We start from the raw sequence: 18,572 nt of genomic DNA on the forward strand, positions 1-18,572 counted from the left end.
AGTTACCGTTAATCAATTTCTAATTTGCTATCGATCTCTGAAACTTAATACTTCTTGGCAAGAGTTTTAGAGCCTGTATCATTTTGCATAGATTGCTTGACAAGATCGGCCAGTTCATCTAGCTGGCTAATTGCCTCCGCACCCTCTAGCTTCATTAATTCGCGGTCATCCCGCATTTCCGTCCAAGTAATGCCGTAATCGGACACTAAAAATCGAATCAGATGGTTATCACCCAAGCTAACCATAAACGATGCACTATTCATTTGGTCGCCACAGGTATAGCAGGATGCAGGATACCCACGTCGCTCTAATACAATCGCCAAGGCTTGTAGGTTCATTACCAAATCTTGGACAAATTGTCGATGTTGATGTGCTAGTCTCAGAAACACTTTTGTCCTCCAGACACCACAGTAATTTGAGTTTCTTTTATATTTTCTTTAGATTTTCTCACCCATTGGTATTGTAAACTATTCATTACAATTACCAGACAGATGATATTGAGTCGTTAATTGACTACCTTGTTTAGGGTAGTGGATCGAGGTTTTGAGAGCCGTATCAAACTATTCAGTTTGCAAATTCAAAATTTCGGACAGAATTGCTAAATTTAACTATATCTTTATACACCTCTGTCAGAGTAGATTCTTAGAGTAAGCGATCCGCTTTAAGAGTAACTTAAATTTAGCACTAGTCAACTACAGAAAAGCTACATATTTGGTTTATATTGGCTATGTGCAGTCAAATGCACTGTTATTAGACGACAGAATGTAGTTTTACATCGTTATAGTGTCTCTTGCTTAAATTTTTAATCTGTTCTCTTTTTAACGTAGATTTTGGTATATACAAATGATTAGTTATACCAAATTCGTTCCTCCCATATATGTAAAGTTAAGAAGATGACAGTGGAAATTCTAAATTAAGTAGTTGCTGGAGAATAAAAGCAACACTTTATACAAAGCCAACGTAATTAGTAAGAGAAATTTGAGTGTAGAATCGACAATGGAAAAACTTAATACTGACGATACCTAAACTCAGCAGAACAATGTTGCCATTTAGGCAATATTTACAGGTATTTTCGGATTATTTTTAAAAAGTTGTACGAACCAAAACACGATAATTTAGAAGGATTATTATCTTAGTTTGGTTTTGCCAAATTTAATGAATATATAATATATTTCGATTATCTATCCCAAGAGAGTAATTATTTTTTATTAATAACTCAGTTAACTAATTCGTAATTAGTCATAACGCTTTGTACGAGAGGCTGCGCCTAGCTTCCTTCCCATAGGGGTACGCAAGCTTGCTACCCTTGCGCTAACGTAATTTGTCATGATTGTCGAAACAGTCGCGCGTAATTGTCTTTGTTTGTGGGATTGAATTAGTTGGATATCTAGATATCCAACTAATTCAATTATGAATTCAGAATTAATAGACTACTTGCCACCAACCGAAAGCTGGGCCGATAAAACGGATTGTTGCCCATCCTACAACCATGAGACCAATGCCTATCCAAGCACCACGAGTAGTCCAAGCGACAAATTGTTCGCCTTGAGTTTTTGTGATTGGAACCCAAGACAAGATCCGAGTCTCTTGACCGTATGTTTCCCCTAGTGTGGTTTTACGACGCTTTGCTTCACCCATAATCAGCAACTCAAATTCTACTTAGGTTCTAAATTTATTTTGCCAGGAATCATGCCTACAGAAAGACAATGAATCCANNNCCTTCTATAAGCTGATAATAGTGCTTGCTTNNNGACGATCGCGCTTTGGTTGACAAAATTTAAATTGGGCATTGGTAACTGAACTTTAGGCAGAATTTTCCTCCTCGGCATTGGAAAACAGGCTGGGATCGAGATAGTTGATGCGTGCTAGAGGACTTAAAGCTGCGAGAATTTGAGCGCCGTAGCTGCGGTTAACTACACGACTATCAAGCAAAGCCACAATCCCTTGACTTTCTCGTACTGGAGCGATGGCTCGTTGTAATTCATTTAAGGCAGCTGGCAACAAGTATAAACGGAACCAATCTTGATGCGATCGCTTATAAAGAGCTACCCTACCAGCTACCAGAGGATTTTCTAAAGATGGTAGGGGCAAAGTTGCAATGATTAATAGATGGGGTGCTGGCAAGACTCGTTGATGTTCTCGCCAAAATTCCCAACCGCTAATCAAAATACCATTTTCATCTAAACAAGTTTTTTCTACTTGCACCCGCGAACCAAACTCTGAGGCTAGAATTGTAGCCACTTGAGCCTTTAGTGGTACATCCCCCACCAAGACAACCGTTAATCCTGGTGCTGTTGCACTTAAACAAACCAGTGTGCGGACTTTGTGAATAAATGCCGCTTGAAATTCTGGTGTGTTGGGTAGAGGCAACTTATAGGGTACATACAGTTGAATTGCTTCCGCTTGACTTTCCGAAGAGAACTTCAGGCAAGTTAAATCGTCCAAACCCAAGCGCTGGTGAAAAAGGGGAGCCTCAGTTTCCGGTTCGATAGCGCTACCAATTAAAACTACTGGTTGTCGCTGCCAAACAGGTGAAAGTATTTCTCCTAATTCCATTGGGGCGTAGTGCAAAGAAAATAAACCTTGTCGATGGGCAATAGTCGCCCAGAAGAGAGGGGGGGGAGCAGGGGGAGATGAGAGAGTAGGGGGGGAAAGATTTTCATCAAGGGTTTGAAATTGTTGCCAGAATTGTTTCCAAGGTTCTGGCAGTGTTTGTACTGACTCGAAAGCAGAATAGAGACGACTCAAAATTTCTATTTCTGGCTGGGAAATTAGATAGCAATGATATGGATTAGCAGGATGCTGAAAAAGTTCGTGTGTTAGTTGTATCCGTGCTTCGCGAATTGCCTCCGCTTGGTTGGGACAAGCTAGCATGAGTTGATCCCAATCATCGGGTTGAATATCTTGGGTAAGTTGATGACGCACCCAGTCTTCGAGATCGTCTACCCCATCAATAATTGTGGGGATGCCTTGGGGAAAGCGTGAGCCACCACCAGCCAATTGTCCTTTTAACCAAGCTTCTGGGGAAGTTAAGAGTAGCCCTTGGAACTCAGCATCAGGCCAAGCATCACCTGTCCTAATCGATTTATTGGTTGGTAGCCATTGCTGTAGACGGGGAATTTCCACCCGCAGTAGAAGTTGCTGCACTGTTTCTTGAGCAACAATAATTACAGGGCCATGCCACATTAGGGCTGATGCTACGAAACTAGTACGATACCGCCCTTGATAGCCACTAACTGCCCCTACTTGAATTAGGGCACTACGTCCCAGGCGCAAGGCGCGTGCTACCAACCGTGCCATCGTCAAATGATGGGGCCAGGAAGGGAACCCCGCTTGCGATCGCAAAAAGTTATGTAGTGACAAATGAACTTCTGCCTCAATCACACGCTTTCAATTCCATACAAAGTGATTTTTACTTCCAATTGCCCCATTTCTATTATCTTGTTATTTGTCATTTGTCCTTTGTCCTTTGCTAATGACCAATGACCAATGACCAATCACCCAATACCCTAAATTATGCCAACTTACACAGGAATTTCCAGCGAAGCCTTCAGGCATCCACTAGATCGCCAAGCCGAGCAAGCTTTACGAAATTTACCAGGATTTGATTTAATCGCTCGTAAATTTGTGGAATTTATCTACGAACGCCCTCAATTAGTCTATCTAATGGGTAACAGCATCCAAGTTGGGCCGCGTCAATATTCCACTATTTACCAGATGTTTCGGGAATGCGTCCGAGATTTGGACATTTACCCAGAACCAACACTGTTTGTCTCGCAAAATCCCCAAGCAAATAGCTATGCGCTGGGGCAAGAGAATCCTTATATAGTCATAAATACAGGGATACTAGACTTACTAGACGAAGCCGAGATGAGGACGGTGCTAGCCCATGAACTGGGGCATATTAAATGTGGTCATACTATTTTAATTCAAATGGCGATGTGGGCGATGAATGCTGCTTCTGCCTTGGGAGAATTGACCTTTGGCATCGGTAATATTGTCACACAAGGCTTGATTTATGCCTTTTTTGAGTGGCGGCGCAAAGCCGAGTTATCGTCAGATCGCGCTGCACTACTAGTAATGGATGACTTGAATCCTGTGATGTCAACGATGATGAAACTCTCTGGCGGTAGTAACAAATATGCCAATGAATGTAGTTTACAAGAGTTTATCAAGCAGTCAGAAAATTATCAGGCACTGGATGAAGATGGACTGAATCAGATATATAAATTCTTGATCTACAATGGCGCTCAGGGTATGATGTTGAGTCATCCTTTCCCTGTTGAACGCTTACATTACTTACGGGCGTGGGCTGTATCCGAAGAATATCAGCAAATTCGCCGAGGAAATTATCAGCGATCGCCTGCTTCCGGATCGGTAAATGTTGCAGCAGAATCTTCCGCAAGTCAAACAGAAGTTTTACGCCGTCAAATTGAAGAATTACAACGAGAAATCGACAGAATTAGAAGGAATGAGTAGTTTTTAGTACTAAGGGTGGATTTAGATCCCCGACTTCTTTGAGAAGTCGGGGATCTGGCTAGCAACTTTTTACAGAAAATTAAAATACTTAAGAGTTGAACCAGATAATTACTCCAGTTCCCAATACACAAATAATTCCCGCCAAGCCCGCTAAGGGTTTTTTATTTTTACCTGTAAACCAGTCAGAGACAATACCAGTGTAAGTAATTAGTTCTGCTGTATCTATGGTAGCGATCGCCCATACCCATCCTGCGTGCAATCCCCAAGCTAAACCCAAATTACCACTTGTAGCAAAGCGTGCTAATACCAGCACCATTCCCATCAGCCATAATCCAGGAAGTTGGGGTGCAGTTTCGCGTTGCTCCCAAATCAGGTGTAACAAGGCAAAAATCAAGCTAGAAATTGCTGCTGCTACCCAAACTGGGTAATCCTGCGCTAATTCTGTGAACAGGAAACCGCGAAAAACTAACTCTTCTATCCCACCGACTAACAACGCTATCAAGAAAATTGGTAGCAAGATGGGTAGTAGTAACTTGAAATTCGACTTTTCAAAAGAACACCAACCTAACCCGAATTGCCCACCAAATACAATAGCTAGACTCAGCACTCCTAAACTAAAACCTAGTGCTAAAAAACCAAGAGTTGAAAGATTGCCAACAAAGCCGTAATCTGAAAAAGATTTATTAGTCAACCAAACAACTCCCCAGAGGATCGGGGGAGCTAATAGGTAAAGTGACACCAATAACGGCATTTTTTGCTCTGGCTGTAAAGGTTTAGGAGGTTGCCAATTAAGCAATATTGCCGATACTGTTGCTACTGGCAACCAGCAAACTATCCAGAAAAGAAAAAATGCCGTCACTATAACTAGTGGCGGTGCATTTTCTATAAACGCCAGTAAGGCGTTGACCGAAGATTCAAAGAAAGTTATCAAAATAAACAAAAAAACACGATAGACTTCTTGCATTATAGATTTCTTGCTGATTAATCAAGACTCTACTCAATTTGGTGACTTCTGCAAGGGGTCTAATCGTATTTTTTAGCTGGCTACCAGTTTGCTGTGGGGGTAAGGACAAGTTATCATCACTGAAACTTATCCTTACCATCAGCAAATTTAGTCTTCGTCTTCCAAATCTTCGTCTGATTCGTCAGAATCTATATCTTGTGAGGTTAGTTTTTTATCGCTTTCACCTAGTTGAATTAGGTGAATATGTTTGTATCCCAGCCTAATTTCAAACTCATCTCCAGCCTTCAAGCCCATTGCTTTGGTATATGTAGCACCAATTACAATCTGACCATTTTGATGGACACTAACCCGATATGTCGGTTCACGACCACGACCATCTTTAGGTGCTTCTGGACTTAGAGGAATTCCCCTAGCAGACAGCAAAGCGTCATAAAAATCGGTGAGATTGACACGAACTTGGTTATTCTTAGTAACAGTGTAATAGCCGCACTGTTTAGCTCTTTCTCGGCGTGGTAATGTGGAAAGTTCTTTTACTTTAGCAAGTAGTGCTTTTCCAGTTAATGGCGCGGTTGCAGTTTCAGTCATTATGCTCAAATTTTCCTTACTCTCTCCAAACTGATAAATTATGTAGTCTCATGCCAGCATTTAATTTTTTAGCATTTGCATAGAGCTACTGAAGACCCTAGTGTAACGGGTGAATTCCTGCCGATAGGAGCCAAAAGCACTTCTATATATGGTTGTCTACAACCAACTAGAGGCCATAGTTGCCACAGACATTAATTTTGGTGATGTTACGGCACTTTTAACCATTATTCGCCATCAGAAAGAAAACTATTTTCTCCTTTGGCGTTACTGTAGCGGTGTAACTTTCAGCCACCTTTACAAATGGGGTTAGTTCTACTGCAAATAAGTCGTAGACCCAAAAAATTGCAGGTTTTTCACTTTCAGTGCTTGCCTTTCTTGGCAATGAGCAAGTAGAGTTTTCTCCACTCGTCCTCTCAAGCTTAGGACAGCATAGTATTTCAATAGAGTCCTACGGGCATACACCCTTTTGTCCTACCAGTAGAGACGCGAATTTTCTTGTCTCTACATTACGAATCAACAAAGCAGTAGTAACCGCGCTGATACGGCTATTGATTCTGGTTTTGCTACTTCGTAATTTTATATTAAATACTAGCATGGACTAATAATAGCAAAATAGTTGTTTAATTTTGAATTAAAGTTGCTGGTAAATTTTTATTTAAATTCCTGGACTAAAAGAAGAAAAAAGCAGTGACGATTTTCTTAACCCTTTATTGCAAGCGTGAGCATTGCTATCTGGCTTTTATAAAAATTTATATAATTGAGACGAGCAGTTTTGACCAATGAGTTCAATCCCATATTTTCTTGATTGAGAGCAAGCCAAAAAGCGAAAAGTCTCTCACCTCCGGGTTTCGCGGTGCTCTAACTTTTCTTTGAAAGTGGTGGGGATTTTTCTTCGGTTTATTATCTTCAGGTCAAAAGCAGTCAGAAGATTTTACACGTCTGTCTATGGGAAGAACAAATCTCTTAACATCTGCCTAGTGCTTGATTGCCACTACTATATATTAAACATGGGCTTTCAGACTTCTATATAATCAAAAAATTCCGTCAAGTGGTAGCGAAGGTGGAATTTTACTGTCAGGACTACTTGACTCAAGTTGACATCAAGACATGTTGCTAACTTCACATACATTTCATTTGGATACGATCGCTAGGTCAAAGATCAACTTAAGTTACTTTTTAAGCAAACCCTCTTTCCTTTACATTCCAAACAGGTAAATTCAATGCAAAGCTGCGATTACATTTTTGGCGTTTTAACTCAGAATTTGACGAAAATCTTGCCGACAGTGCTACTACAAGTAAAATTTTAATGGTTATCCTTAAACTAGAATCAGTCGCCCTTGAATCGTCAGCCTATTAACACCAGGATTTGAATTAGGGGCGAAAAAGCATAACTCCCTTTTCGCAACTACCTGCTTTGACTCATGATTGTTGAGGCTGGTGAAGTAATTTTAAAATTTTGGTTAGTAGTTATGGAAGTTATTTTTAAGGTCATTCGACAGCAACAAAATTCCTCCCCTGTTGTACAAACCTACCTTGTGGAAGCCGAACCAGGTAATACAATCTTGGATTGCCTCAATCAAATTAAGTGGGAGCAAGATGGAACTTTGGCATTTCGCAAAAATTGCCGCAATACTATTTGTGGTAGCTGTGCTGTGCGAATTAATGGGCGTTCGGCTTTAGCTTGTAAAGAAAATGTTGGGAGTGAACTTGCCAGATTACAACAAATACCATCATCTCAAAGTAAAGTAAATGCTATTGATGAAATCACGATCGCACCTCTTGGCAATATGCCCGTGATTAAAGATTTGGTTGTAGATATGAGCAGCTTTTGGAATAATCTAGAGGCAGTTGCCCCTTATGTGAGTACGGCAGCACGACAAGTACCAGAAAGAGAGTTTTTGCAAACACCACAAGAGCGATCGCGTCTCGATCAAACTGGTAACTGTATTATGTGCGGTGCTTGTTACTCTGAATGCAACGCTCGTGAAGTTAATCCAGACTTTGTAGGTCCCCATGCCCTTGCCAAAGCTTACCGAATGGTAGCAGACTCCCGCGATAGCGACACCGAAAATCGCTTAGAAAGCTACAACGAAGGGACTAAAGGTGTGTGGGGTTGCACCCGTTGTTTATACTGCGATTCAGTTTGTCCAATGGAAGTTGCACCATTAGAACAAATCACCAAAGTTAAACAAGAAATTCTCACCCAGAAACAAGCCAGCGATAGTCGCTCAATTCGTCACCGGAAAGTATTGGTAGATTTGGTTAAAGAAGGTGGTTGGATTGATGAACGTCAATTTGGTTTACAAGTTGTCGGTAATTATTTTCAGGATTTAAAAGGATTACTCAGTCTTGCACCCCTCGGCTTGCGGATGATCCTCCGGGGTAAGTTTCCCCTATCATTTGAAGCTTCTGAGGGGACAAAACAAGTGCGATTGCTCATTGAATCTGTGCAACAAGTAGAAAACAAAAGTTAGAGGTGAGGAGTTAGAAGTAAAACTTAGGAGTTATGAGTTATGAGTTAGGAGTTAGGAGTTAGGAATTTTTAACTCATAACTCCTCACTTCTAACTCTTAACTTTAGTTCAACGCGGTTCTTGAGGTATATTTAACGGTTGTCCAAAACGGTCATATACTAAAACATCCCACTGACCATTGTTACTAGACTCAAAAGCGATTCTGCTACCATCAGCGCTAATTGTAGGGTTACGGACTTCGGCTTGCAGGTTATTGGTCAAATTCCGCGATTGGCGTGTTTCTCTGTCGTAGAGAAAAATAGCCGATCGCCCCTGACGGCTAGCAGCAAACACAATATAACGACCATCTTGTGAAACGCTAGGATGATTTGCGATCGCATCAAAGGAATTTAAACCTGGCAAATCAACCAAATCACGATTTACCGTATCAAACATATAAACATCTTGGCTACCGCGTCGGTCAGTAATAAAAACAATGTATCTCCCAGAAATTTGGGGGTTTAATTCCGACGCTAAACTATTGAGACTCCGACCCCCTGGATCAAAGGGATAACTCAAAAGGCGAGGGTAGCCAAAACACCCAGTCAATAAACTTAAACAGAAAAATACAGGTATAAAAAAAACACGTTTCATATAATTAGTCATTAGTAATTAGTCAATAGTCTCACAACTCCTAACTCCTAACTCCTAACTTTCTCCCCTACGGAGGTGAACCTACGGTTGCACCGTTGGGAATATCTAACTCAATATTTGGCCCCCGGTCTAGGACTTCAATATCCCACTGACCACGAGTGGCGGTTTCAAAGACAACATAACGTCCATCTGGACTAATATTTGGTTTTCTGACCCAGCCGCGATAAATTGGTGTGACAATTTGCGACTGTTGCGTAGCGCGATCGTAAAGCGCTACCACTGGTCTACCTTGATCGCTAGTAAGATAAGAAATATAACGCCCGGTGTAGCTCAAACTAGGACTTTCGGCAATTGTCTCCTGTCGGTTTATCCCCGGTGTACCAATAAAAACTTGCCTCTCCAAATCGTACACTAGTAGCTGCTGATTACCATTCCGATTAGATACAAACGCTAAAAAGCGCCCGTTTCCACTCAAAGCAGGTTGCTCCTCGGTGTAGCGACTGTTAAGAGAAGTAGGCCCGATGGGAATATCGTTAGAACCACAAGATACAAGCAAACTTGTTAAACCAAAAACCAGGCTCCAATGAATTGGTCTTTGGAGCCAAAATGTAGGCGTAAATTTTTCCACCTCAACTGTTTTCCGTCGTCTCTAAACTTACTTGCACGCCAACTGTTTTAAATATCATCATCAAAATCGGTCAAATTATCTGGCCCCTCATTTGGTTTTTCCATTGGGCTGTATGGTACATAATCAGTTGGGATTGCATCATCATCTTCGCGCGGTCTTCGAGGAGTTGAGTCAGTGGGTGGACGACGCCTTCTCGGTCTGGAAGAAATATCATCTTCACGACTTTCGGGACGCTGAGGCCCGTTATTACTACGGCGAGAAGGTTTTCTGACTTCCCCACCCGAACTTTCCCAATCATCAACTTGCCTAGATGAAGAACCCCAATTTTCATCTTCAGAGCTTTCAGAAGGGCGATTCACAGGACGACCAGAAGTCCGCCGACGCGTTCTATCAGATGGAGCCTGTCTTTCACTACTGCTGCTGTTGCGGCGTTCTGAACGACGGGGGGGTTGCTCCTCGTAGTAGTTATCACGAGTAGAAATCTCATCCCTGCTACCGCGAATCCGGGCACGCACGGGGCGTTCTTCCTCGTCTTCATAAGGCAGTGGTTCTAAATCTGCATCCATTTCAGCTTGATACTTTCTGCGATCGTTGTACGAATAGCGATCGCTAACCTGTCGGTCTTCGTCCACAATCGGAGTATTACGCTTTGCTTGCTGGGTAGCTATACTCCGCAGGCGAATACTTTCAACTGCAAAAAATACAGTTGTGCCAACTAAAAGCAATTGACCAAATTGTAGAATCGGGTCAAGCCGCCATCCTTGAAAGACCAGAATGAAGCCGCAAAGCAAGCCAACTGCTGCAAAAAAGATATCTTGATCTCGTGACAATTCTGGGCGCACAGTGCGGAGAAAATACAGTGCTGCCCCAGCCACAGCCAGGAAAATTCCTAGAATACTGGCTGAATTTGCCCCAAAATTTACCTGAGCCAGAAAACTGGCTGAGTTCAGCCCAAAATTTATCATTGCTGTTTTCCCAATATCAAATCTATGTTAGCGAGTCACAATTAAAATCACTACTGTAATTAGGCACGATATATTGAAGCTTCAAAGCCTCTGGCAAAGAAGCTCTGAAGCTATTCACCGAAAAGTAAAAACGTCTATGTCTGTCAGCTACAACTGCCACCAGTCGCAATGTATGCTGCTTTTAGTGCAATTAAGTAGATAGCTGACAGACAATCGATTATGAGAGCTAATTTAACTCTCATAAGCATTATGAACGCTGTATTTTATCTTTTTGGCTAATGAAAATTAGACCAACTGTAGCGGGGATTACAACAATTGCTGTACCCCATAGCAGACTCCAAAGAAAATTTGCTAAAGAAGGCGTCATACTTCTCAACCTTTTTTTACACACTTCATCCTAATTTTAATAGTGTATTACTTTCTTGAGAAGCCTCTAACTCTGAACTGCCAAACTTGGTAACTTCTTTCACCAGTTATTGAGTTAATCACATGGGCGAGTTCGCTTTTCTATTTCAGAAAGAAGTGACAGCATTTAGTTAAAATAAAGATCGGAGTGCTTTACAAAGCTTAAAATTTTGTAGCTATGTCTACGCAAAGCGCAACTTGCCTGCGCCTAAGTTTTTTTCTTTTGTTACAGATAGATAGTACCTAAAACCGATGACTGGTGTTAACCTGACTGCTTGGATTCTTGGCCCTGTGTTAGGGGTGATGACATTCTTATTTATATTTCGTATCATTCTCACTTGGTATCCGCAAGTGGATCTGAATCGTTTGCCGTTTAATTTAATAGCTTGGCCCACTGAGCCATTTTTAATCCCGTTGCGAAAGCTGGTGCAACCCATAGGCGGGGTAGACATTACACCTATTATTTGGGTTGGTATCTTTAGTCTCCTGCGAGAAATCCTACTAGGTCAACAAGGATTGCTGACTATGCTATCTCGTGTTAATTAGGGTACAGGTTACAGGGGACAGGTTACAGGTTATTATAACCCTGTCCCCTGTAACCTATAACCTGTAACCTTCCCACTTCCCTAACCGTTCATTTCCTGCACAAAATTTGTATAGACGTTACCCTGTAAAAACTGTGGAGTTTCCATAATTTTTTGATGAAACCCGATGGTGGTAGGTAGTCCAGTGATGGCACATTCTCTCAGTGCGCGTTTCATGCGGTTAATCGCAGTAGCTCTGTCTGGTGCCCAAACAATTAACTTGCCGATCAAAGAATCGTAGTAGGGTGGGATTTGATAGTCTGTGTAAACGTGGGAATCAATCCGAACACCAGGTCCTCCGGGAGGCAGATAGCTACTAATCCGTCCAGGAGAAGGGCGAAAATCATGGTCGGGATCTTCAGCGTTGATTCGGCATTCGATCGCATGACCTCGTAATACTACTTGGTCTTGGGTCAGCTTGAGCCTTTCACCTTGAGCAATGCGAATTTGTTCAGCAACTAAGTCAATCCCAGTAATCATCTCTGTTACAGGATGTTCTACTTGAATCCGGGTGTTCATTTCCATAAAGTAGAATTTACCGGATCTATCCAAGAGAAACTCAATAGTACCCGCCCCACTGTAGTTAATGAATTGGGCCGCTTTGACGGCAGCTTGTCCCATTTTCTCACGTAGGTCTTGGTCGAGAGCCGGACTAGGAGCTTCTTCTAACAGCTTTTGATTCCGGCGCTGAATTGAGCAATCCCGTTCACCCAAATGGATGACATTACCGTAGTTATCCGCCAAAATTTGGAATTCGATGTGGCGGGGACGTTCAATAAATTTTTCTATGTAAACGCCAGAATTCCCAAAAGCTGCTCCTGCTTCGCCTTGGGCTGCGAGAAAAAGTTTCACAAATTCGTCTTCAGAACGAACTAGGCGCATACCCCGTCCCCCGCCACCTGCTGTAGCTTTGATCATCACTGGATAGCCGATATCCTTGGCGAATCCTAATCCTTCTTGCTCGGATTCTACCAATCCCTCACTACCTGGTACTGTCGGGACTCCAGCTTTTTGCATGGTTTCTTTGGCAGTGGATTTATCGCCCATCCGTCTCATAGCTTCTGGAGTTGGGCCAATAAAAGCAATATGATGGTCGGCACAGATTTCCGCAAACCGGGCATTTTCTGCCAAAAAACCATAACCTGGATGAATGGCAGTAGCATTGCGCGTCAGTGCAGCAGCAATAATATTGGGAATATTCAAATAACTTTTACTGCTAGCGGGTTCGCCAATGCAAACCGCTTCATCAGCAAGTTGGACGTGCAGAGCATTACGGTCAACGGTGGAGTGAACCGCAACTGTGGCAATTCCCATTTCTTCACAGGCGCGGAGAATGCGAAGGGCGATTTCTCCCCGATTGGCAATTAATATTTTGTCAAACTTCATTTTTTAGTTTCGATATCATTACCAGTAGATTGACATTTTCTCTGATCCAACTTAAAACAACGCTTCCGCATTATTTCAAATTATTGCAGGAGATTCGCCACCCTGATCCTAAGCAAACTTGCATATTGCAGGCTTACTGCCTCTACGGGTCTTACTACACTAACAACATTGCTGCTGTAAGTCTTGGCTAGACTACCAAGCTGGGCTTTTGCATAGGCGTAGCCCGTCGTAGACATCGCACCCCGCCGAACACAGTCGCTCTAGTAGCTCCAACCCTTTTCAATATCACTTGTACAACTGCTAAATTTCTGTCAGTCTGATACCGCCTGGAGAAAATTTATATTTTTGAGCAACTGAATTTAGATATCACCTTACTATAATTATTTTCTTATGCTATAGTCTATTCTTAGAGAAACCATGCGGATGTGGCGGAATTGGTATACGCGCACGCTTGAGGTGCGTGTGGCTTTGCCTTGGGAGTTCGAGTCTCCCCATCCGCATTTTTGCTTGTTTAAGCATAGGGTCAATAGTTACAGGTCAAAAAACCTTAGACTATTGACCCTTAAATATTAAGTTTGTAGTGAAGACTTTAGTCCTTTTCGGAACCACTCAGTGCTTACTACATATTAAGAATTGCCTTGTCAAAGTACTAGTTTTTTATGCTTTTATAGAAATAGGTGAAGTTTTGTAAAAAGCATTGACTATTTCTTTTCCGCCGACAAACAACCTAACACTGCCACCAGCTTGGCATCGCCTCACTCCGATTTGGCAAGGAGGGGAGGAAATAATTCAACAAAGTTTACCTCACACTCAGCTAGCACCTGCATGGCAGCTAATGCTTTTGGGTGACGGCTCTCCAACACGTCACTTAGAATTGCTCACAGGTGAGGCTGTAGAAGTAGATGTTATTGATATGTCATTGATTGGCATCGACTTGGATGCTGCTCCTGAGTTAATCCAAGCTGTCCCAGAACCACGATTACGGCGACAAGTATGGCTGCGTACCGCTTCTGGTCAAAGATTAGCCTATGCTACTTCGTGGTGGGAAGCCAGTCATGTTGATGAGTATTTACAAAACCGTTCATTACCAATTTGGGCAAGTTTAGCTCGTCTTCGCACAGAATTGTATCGGGATGTTCGAGGAATTTACTACGGTGACTCATTGGCACTAGAGTCTGGTTTTGGTGTAACTGGGCCTTTTTGGGGTCGCCACTACTTGTTTTGGCATCATGGGCAGCCACTGACATTAATTTATGAAGTTTTTTCACCTTATTTAACTAAATATTTGGGGGCTATGCAATTAAATTCCAAAAATCAGTAAGAAGCCATGATGTAGGCCGATCGCTATCGAGTAAAAATAAGTAGCTGAAATCATGCAATGAAATTATCAAAGGAACGTTGAATTATTGTTGCAGCGATCGCTTCTGGTAGTGTGCCGTTAAACTAATGAGTTTTCGGTGATGCTTTGCCGTTGTTTAGCGATCGCATCCTCTTTAAAATAGAGTCATTCCCCAAGATCAACTATGATTCAACTCAAAACCCAACTCACCCTCAAAGAATTTCTCGCACTTCCCGATAAATTACACCTCAAGAAATCTTCCAACAAGCAATAATTTCCTACTGATGTTAGCAAGAAAGACACGAGGAAAAATTTAATGAATACTGTTGTGCTAAATCTAGGACCGATTGCTCATTTAACCGATGAGCAATTTTATCAATTGTGTATTGCCAATCGTGATGTCAGCCTGGAAATGAACGCATCTGGAGAATTAATAATTGTGCCACCAGTAGGAGGAGAAAGCGGAAATCAAGAAGCAGATTTAATTACAGACTTAAATAATTGGAATCGTCAAGCTAAATTAGGGAAAGTTTTTAGTTCTTCAACTATCTTTATACTTCCCAACGGTGCAAAACGTTCTCCTGATGCTGCTTGGGTAAAATTGGAGCGGTGGGAAGCTTTAACACCAGAACAACGAAAAAAATTTCCGCCACTTGTACCCGACTTTGTGATTGAACTGCGTTCTGAGACAGATCGCCTTGCACCAATTCAAGAGAAAATGCAGGAATACATTCAAAATGGTCTGCGGTTGGGTTGGCTGATTAATCCTCAAGATCGCCAAGTTGAAATTTACCGACTTTTAAAAGCTGTAGAAGTTGTACAAATGCCAGCGATTGTTTCTGGAGAGGATATACTACCTGGATTTGAGTTGCAAGTATAAGTATAGGAGGGTTTTAAATTACACTTCAAGAAATCTTCCAACAAGCAATAATTTCCTACTGATGTTAGCAAGAAAGACAAGAGGAAAGGTTTAATGAATACTGTTGTGCTAAATCTAGGACCGATTGCTCATTTAACCGATGAGCAATTTTATCAATTGTGTATTGCCAATCGTGATGTCAGCCTGGAAATGAACGCATCTGGAGAATTAATAATTGTGCCACCAGTCGGAGGAGAAAGCGGAAATCAGGAAGCTGGACTGATTGCTGATTTAGAAATTTGGAATCGTCAAGCTAAATTAGGGAAAGTTTTTAGTTCTTCAACTATCTTTATACTTCCTAACGGTGCAAAACGTTCTCCTGATGCTGCTTGGGTAAAATTAGAGCGGTGGGAAGCTTTAACACCAGAACAACGAAAAAAATTTCCGCCACTTGTACCCGACTTTGTGATTGAACTGCGTTCGGAGACAGATCGCCTTGCACCGATTCAAGAGAAAATGCAGGAATATATTAAAAATGGTCTGCGCTTGGGTTGGCTGATTAATCCTCAAGATCGCCAAGTTGAAATTTACCGACTTTTAAAAGCTGTAGAAGTTGTGCAAATGCCAGCGATTGTTTCTGGAGAGGATATACTACCTGGATTTGAGTTGCAAGTATAGGTGGGCGATCGCTATCAAGTAAAGACAAGTAGCTCAAATTGGCTTGCAGCTTTGTCCAGTTAGTTATATCTGTACGTTCGCTTATTTTGAGATGGCAAGAGGCATTAATGCCTTGAGAGGAAAGCAATAGTGGGATTTAGATATAAAAATACCCAAAAAGAGCCTCAAACCTGTGTACAGAAAGTTTTTGACATCGTTTTGCTTAGTNNNTTGATATATCTGGGTTTGGGCTGTTTTNNNGTATTTGGTGTATTTACCTTGCCCTACATGGTTNTGAGGCTTGTTTCTGCCTCCAAAGTGTTTAAGTTCCGATAGAACGATTTTCCAACCAAATCGCATAACAACAGAGTTCTTAGAGCGAGGTCATACTTTAAGGAGAATTGAGAGAAATCGCTAAAACTATTACACTACCTAGAGTTTTCTGATTGTATATAATTTCTGTAACTCCGAAAAAAATGTTATGTTCCCTGAATTGCTTGAAATAACAGATTTACTTGTGAAAACTTTCCGACAGAGGAATTAATCTCAGGGAAACATCCTACGAAATTCAACAAAGCGTGTTAAAAATGGTAACTGAGCCAAAAACATAGCTTTTAAAAGGCTACGGAAAGTTGATTATCGAAGTAACATCAGCATCTAGGGTAGAAAAATTTAATATAATTAACTGCTCTAAAGAATGGGTAATACTGTTGGTGTATTTGACTAATCAAGCAAGTAATAAGTTTGCAAGTATAAGGTACAGGTTTCAATGGCACCGCCTCTTGTGTCTGTTCAGATGAAGAAAAATAAGAAACCATCTCTGGTGCTGACGCTCTCGGCTGCTGGGTTATTGATTAGTGCGGGGAGTGTAGCCTACTGGTTGTTAGCCCAGAGACAAATATCTTCTAGCGATTTGCTAGTAGGTGCAAATATTATTCCTGGTGATGCCCTGTTTGCGGTTTCCTTAACAACAGATCCCCAGCAGTGGCAGAAATTGCGGCAGTTTGGGACAAAAGAAACCCAAACAGAACTGGACAAAAATTTAGTCCAGTTACGCGATCGCTTTCTCACTAATAATGGTTACGACTTCCAAAAAGATATCGCTCCTTGGGTAGGCGATGACGTGACGATCGCAATTCTTGCCCCAACTACAGGGAATAAACCTGCACCCAAGCCAGTTACCACCAATGAAAGTGCTGCTAGCGATCAGCAGTCGATGGTAATGGTATTGCCAGTAAAAAATTCAGAAATCGCCAAAAGCATTTTGGCACAACCCAAAATCCTTAAACAAGGCAAATGGAGCGATCGTACTTATCAAGGGATCGCCATCAAACAAAGTGAGGGGCAAGCAGGGCAAAATTTCTCAGCGGCATTACTAGATGGGCGTTTTTTAGTCATAACTGATAGTCCTAAAGCCACAGACAGAGCGATTGATGCTTATAAAAATAAAACATCTCTAGCCACAACAGGAGGCTTTACTGAGAATTTCCCGAAAATTGCCAACTACCAACCCTTTGGACAGTTTTATATCAATGTGCCAACAGCAGCGAAAATAGCCGCAGCTTCTCCAAACCGCCCTTTACCTGCTCAAGTTTTGGCTCAACTGCAAAATAACCAAGGTTTAGCGGGGACAATAACCTTAGAGTCAGAAGGAATCCGCTTTAAGGGCGTTTCTTGGTTAAACCCTAATAGTCAACGTGTGCTGGTGGTGGAAAACAAAGCTGGGAAAATGCAAAGCCGCATACCAGCAGAAACCTTAATGATGCTGACTGGTGGTAACTTACAGAGGTTGTGGAGAGACTATGTTTTAACATCTCAGGGAAATCCTTTATCACCGATCGCACCAGAACAGATTAGAGGTGGGATAAAATCTCTTACCGATCTCGATTTGGAGAAAGATTTGCTTAGTTGGATGAAAGGGGAGTTTTCCTTATCAGTAATTCCTGCTACTCCAAAAGAAGGTTCACCAAATGATTTTCGTGCGGGTTTGCTGTTCATGGTACAGACAAGCGGTGACTACGGGGGGCAAAGCCTACGTAAATCAGCTGAAGCATCCATCAGTAAGCTGGATGAAGTGATGAAAAATCAATACCAGTTCCAAGTGCAACCAGGGAAAGTCGCAGGTCAACCCGTTGTTAACTGGGTATCACCTTATGGTACATTAACTGCCACCCACGGTTGGTTAGATGGAGATGTCGCCTTCTTGGTAGTGGGCGCTCCCATCACCGATAAAATTGTTCCCAAACCTAACTACACACTAGCTGGTACTCTTCCCTTCCAGCAAACAGTTCCTACAGAACCCAATCCGACGAATGGTCAATTTTTCCTAGATGTGGAACGAACTGTGAAAAATTTCCCTTTACCAACTCTAATTCCCAATCAACAAACTTTGCTAGATGCAACGCGCTCAATTGGGATGACATCTGCTGTCAGCGATAATCGCAGTAACCGTTACGATATTTTTATCGAACTTAAAAAAGTTACTAACGCGACTACATTGCCCAGTCCAGAGGGGAGTAAGAGTAACTCTGTTAAATAGGGAATGGGGAGTAGGGAGATAAGAGGATAGGGTGACAAGGGGACAAGAAGGGGTAAACAAAACTCCTAACTCNNNA

18 protein-coding genes and 1 tRNA gene are annotated in these 18,572 nt (G+C 41.9%); 9 read left to right on the forward strand and 10 right to left on the reverse strand.

Annotated features, from left to right (window positions below; translation table 11 throughout):
• Positions 1-44 precede the first annotated feature (44 nt).
• From QUD05_RS13175 to QUD05_RS13185, 3 genes are all read right to left on the reverse strand, one after another.
• Positions 45-389 (reverse strand): DUF1815 family protein, encoded by a 345-nt coding sequence (locus tag QUD05_RS13175; RefSeq protein ID WP_289796445.1) that lies wholly within the window; start codon positions 387-389, stop codon positions 45-47.
• Between the two features lie 1,033 nt (positions 390-1,422).
• Positions 1,423-1,638 (reverse strand): DUF2839 domain-containing protein, encoded by a 216-nt coding sequence (locus QUD05_RS13180; protein ID WP_289796446.1) that lies wholly within the window; start codon positions 1,636-1,638, stop codon positions 1,423-1,425.
• Positions 1,639-1,803: 165 nt separating this feature from the next.
• Positions 1,804-3,384: a helicase C-terminal domain-containing protein gene (locus QUD05_RS13185; protein ID WP_289796447.1), complete on the reverse strand. Its 1,581-nt coding sequence runs from the start codon at positions 3,382-3,384 to the stop codon at positions 1,804-1,806.
• A gap of 132 nt (positions 3,385-3,516) precedes the next feature.
• Between QUD05_RS13185 and QUD05_RS13190 the strand changes: the two genes are divergently transcribed.
• Entirely contained in the window at positions 3,517-4,479 is a 963-nt protein-coding gene (locus QUD05_RS13190; RefSeq protein ID WP_289796448.1) for a M48 family metallopeptidase, read from the forward strand.
• Positions 4,480-4,567: 88 nt separating this feature from the next.
• Here QUD05_RS13190 and QUD05_RS13195 read toward each other — a convergent pair whose 3' ends face one another.
• Positions 4,568-5,443 carry a CPBP family intramembrane glutamic endopeptidase gene (locus QUD05_RS13195; RefSeq protein WP_289796449.1) on the reverse strand — a complete coding sequence of 292 codons (876 nt, stop codon included), beginning with the start codon at positions 5,441-5,443 and terminating at the stop codon, positions 4,568-4,570.
• Between the two features lie 147 nt (positions 5,444-5,590).
• Positions 5,591-6,028 carry an AbrB family transcriptional regulator gene (locus tag QUD05_RS13200; protein WP_289796450.1) on the reverse strand — a complete coding sequence of 146 codons (438 nt, stop codon included), beginning with the start codon at positions 6,026-6,028 and terminating at the stop codon, positions 5,591-5,593.
• A gap of 148 nt (positions 6,029-6,176) precedes the next feature.
• Between QUD05_RS13200 and QUD05_RS13205 the strand changes: the two genes are divergently transcribed.
• On the forward strand, positions 6,177-6,338 hold the full coding sequence (locus QUD05_RS13205; protein WP_289796451.1) for a hypothetical protein: 162 nt from the start codon (positions 6,177-6,179) through the stop codon (positions 6,336-6,338).
• A gap of 1,159 nt (positions 6,339-7,497) precedes the next feature.
• Entirely contained in the window at positions 7,498-8,502 is a 1,005-nt protein-coding gene (locus tag QUD05_RS13210) for a succinate dehydrogenase/fumarate reductase iron-sulfur subunit (RefSeq protein ID WP_289799955.1), read from the forward strand.
• Between the two features lie 107 nt (positions 8,503-8,609).
• Here the strand turns inward: QUD05_RS13210 and QUD05_RS13215 are convergent, their stop codons facing one another.
• The 4 genes from QUD05_RS13215 to psbX all read right to left on the reverse strand — a co-directional run bounded on the left by QUD05_RS13215 (position 8,610) and on the right by psbX (position 11,094).
• Positions 8,610-9,134, reverse strand: a complete 525-nt coding sequence (locus QUD05_RS13215; RefSeq protein ID WP_289796452.1) for a TolB family protein — start codon at positions 9,132-9,134, stop codon at positions 8,610-8,612.
• Positions 9,135-9,201: 67 nt separating this feature from the next.
• The gene (locus QUD05_RS13220; protein ID WP_289796453.1) at positions 9,202-9,762 is read right to left on the reverse strand and encodes a TolB family protein; all 561 of its coding nucleotides are present in this window, start codon (positions 9,760-9,762) and stop codon (positions 9,202-9,204) included.
• Positions 9,763-9,809: 47 nt separating this feature from the next.
• Positions 9,810-10,727 carry a Ycf66 family protein gene (locus QUD05_RS13225; protein ID WP_289796454.1) on the reverse strand — a complete coding sequence of 306 codons (918 nt, stop codon included), beginning with the start codon at positions 10,725-10,727 and terminating at the stop codon, positions 9,810-9,812.
• A gap of 247 nt (positions 10,728-10,974) precedes the next feature.
• On the reverse strand, positions 10,975-11,094 hold the full coding sequence (psbX, locus tag QUD05_RS13230) for a photosystem II reaction center X protein (protein ID WP_174709687.1): 120 nt from the start codon (positions 11,092-11,094) through the stop codon (positions 10,975-10,977).
• A gap of 290 nt (positions 11,095-11,384) precedes the next feature.
• Between psbX and QUD05_RS13235 the strand changes: the two genes are divergently transcribed.
• Positions 11,385-11,678 carry a YggT family protein gene (locus tag QUD05_RS13235; RefSeq protein WP_094350101.1) on the forward strand — a complete coding sequence of 98 codons (294 nt, stop codon included), beginning with the start codon at positions 11,385-11,387 and terminating at the stop codon, positions 11,676-11,678.
• Positions 11,679-11,758: 80 nt separating this feature from the next.
• Here the strand turns inward: QUD05_RS13235 and accC are convergent, their stop codons facing one another.
• Positions 11,759-13,102: an acetyl-CoA carboxylase biotin carboxylase subunit gene (gene accC, locus QUD05_RS13240; protein WP_289796455.1), complete on the reverse strand. Its 1,344-nt coding sequence runs from the start codon at positions 13,100-13,102 to the stop codon at positions 11,759-11,761.
• 419 nt (positions 13,103-13,521) lie between these two features.
• Between accC and QUD05_RS13245 the strand changes: the two genes are divergently transcribed.
• The 5 genes from QUD05_RS13245 (at position 13,522) to QUD05_RS13265 (ending at position 18,496) form a co-directional block, all read left to right on the forward strand.
• Positions 13,522-13,602 (forward strand) — tRNA-Leu (locus QUD05_RS13245).
• Positions 13,603-13,799: 197 nt separating this feature from the next.
• The gene (locus tag QUD05_RS13250) at positions 13,800-14,423 is read left to right on the forward strand and encodes a chorismate lyase (RefSeq protein ID WP_289796456.1); all 624 of its coding nucleotides are present in this window, start codon (positions 13,800-13,802) and stop codon (positions 14,421-14,423) included.
• 334 nt (positions 14,424-14,757) lie between these two features.
• A complete protein-coding gene (locus QUD05_RS13255) occupies positions 14,758-15,321 on the forward strand; it encodes a Uma2 family endonuclease (protein WP_289796457.1) in 564 nt (187 codons plus the stop codon).
• Between the two features lie 93 nt (positions 15,322-15,414).
• Positions 15,415-15,978, forward strand: a complete 564-nt coding sequence (locus QUD05_RS13260; RefSeq protein WP_289796458.1) for a Uma2 family endonuclease — start codon at positions 15,415-15,417, stop codon at positions 15,976-15,978.
• A gap of 748 nt (positions 15,979-16,726) precedes the next feature.
• Complete coding sequence (locus QUD05_RS13265; protein WP_289796459.1) at positions 16,727-18,496, forward strand: DUF3352 domain-containing protein; 1,770 nt, start codon at positions 16,727-16,729, stop codon at positions 18,494-18,496.
• The last annotated feature ends 76 nt before the right edge of the window (positions 18,497-18,572 follow it).

It is taken from the genome of Nostoc sp. GT001 (assembly GCF_030382115.1).
Classification (GTDB): domain Bacteria; phylum Cyanobacteriota; class Cyanobacteriia; order Cyanobacteriales; family Nostocaceae; genus Nostoc.

Bases quoted from the DNA above. Each gene is read 5' to 3' on its own strand.
- QUD05_RS13180 (WP_289796446.1), bottom strand. From the start codon at position 1,638: ATGGGTGAAGCAAAGCGTCGTAAAACCACACTAGGGGAAACATACGGT.
- QUD05_RS13190 (WP_289796448.1), top strand. From the start codon at position 3,517: ATGCCAACTTACACAGGAATTTCCAGCGAAGCCTTCAGGCATCCACTA.
- QUD05_RS13195 (WP_289796449.1), bottom strand. From the start codon at position 5,443: ATGCAAGAAGTCTATCGTGTTTTTTTGTTTATTTTGATAACTTTCTTT.
- QUD05_RS13200 (WP_289796450.1), bottom strand. From the start codon at position 6,028: ATGACTGAAACTGCAACCGCGCCATTAACTGGAAAAGCACTACTTGCT.
- QUD05_RS13205 (WP_289796451.1), top strand. From the start codon at position 6,177: ATGGTTGTCTACAACCAACTAGAGGCCATAGTTGCCACAGACATTAAT.
- QUD05_RS13210 (WP_289799955.1), top strand. From the start codon at position 7,498: ATGGAAGTTATTTTTAAGGTCATTCGACAGCAACAAAATTCCTCCCCT.
- QUD05_RS13215 (WP_289796452.1), bottom strand. From the start codon at position 9,134: ATGAAACGTGTTTTTTTTATACCTGTATTTTTCTGTTTAAGTTTATTG.
- QUD05_RS13225 (WP_289796454.1), bottom strand. From the start codon at position 10,727: ATGATAAATTTTGGGCTGAACTCAGCCAGTTTTCTGGCTCAGGTAAAT.
- psbX (WP_174709687.1), bottom strand. From the start codon at position 11,094: ATGACGCCTTCTTTAGCAAATTTTCTTTGGAGTCTGCTATGGGGTACA.
- QUD05_RS13235 (WP_094350101.1), top strand. From the start codon at position 11,385: ATGACTGGTGTTAACCTGACTGCTTGGATTCTTGGCCCTGTGTTAGGG.
- accC (WP_289796455.1), bottom strand. From the start codon at position 13,102: ATGAAGTTTGACAAAATATTAATTGCCAATCGGGGAGAAATCGCCCTT.
- QUD05_RS13255 (WP_289796457.1), top strand. From the start codon at position 14,758: ATGAATACTGTTGTGCTAAATCTAGGACCGATTGCTCATTTAACCGAT.
- QUD05_RS13260 (WP_289796458.1), top strand. From the start codon at position 15,415: ATGAATACTGTTGTGCTAAATCTAGGACCGATTGCTCATTTAACCGAT.
- QUD05_RS13265 (WP_289796459.1), top strand. From the start codon at position 16,727: ATGGCACCGCCTCTTGTGTCTGTTCAGATGAAGAAAAATAAGAAACCA.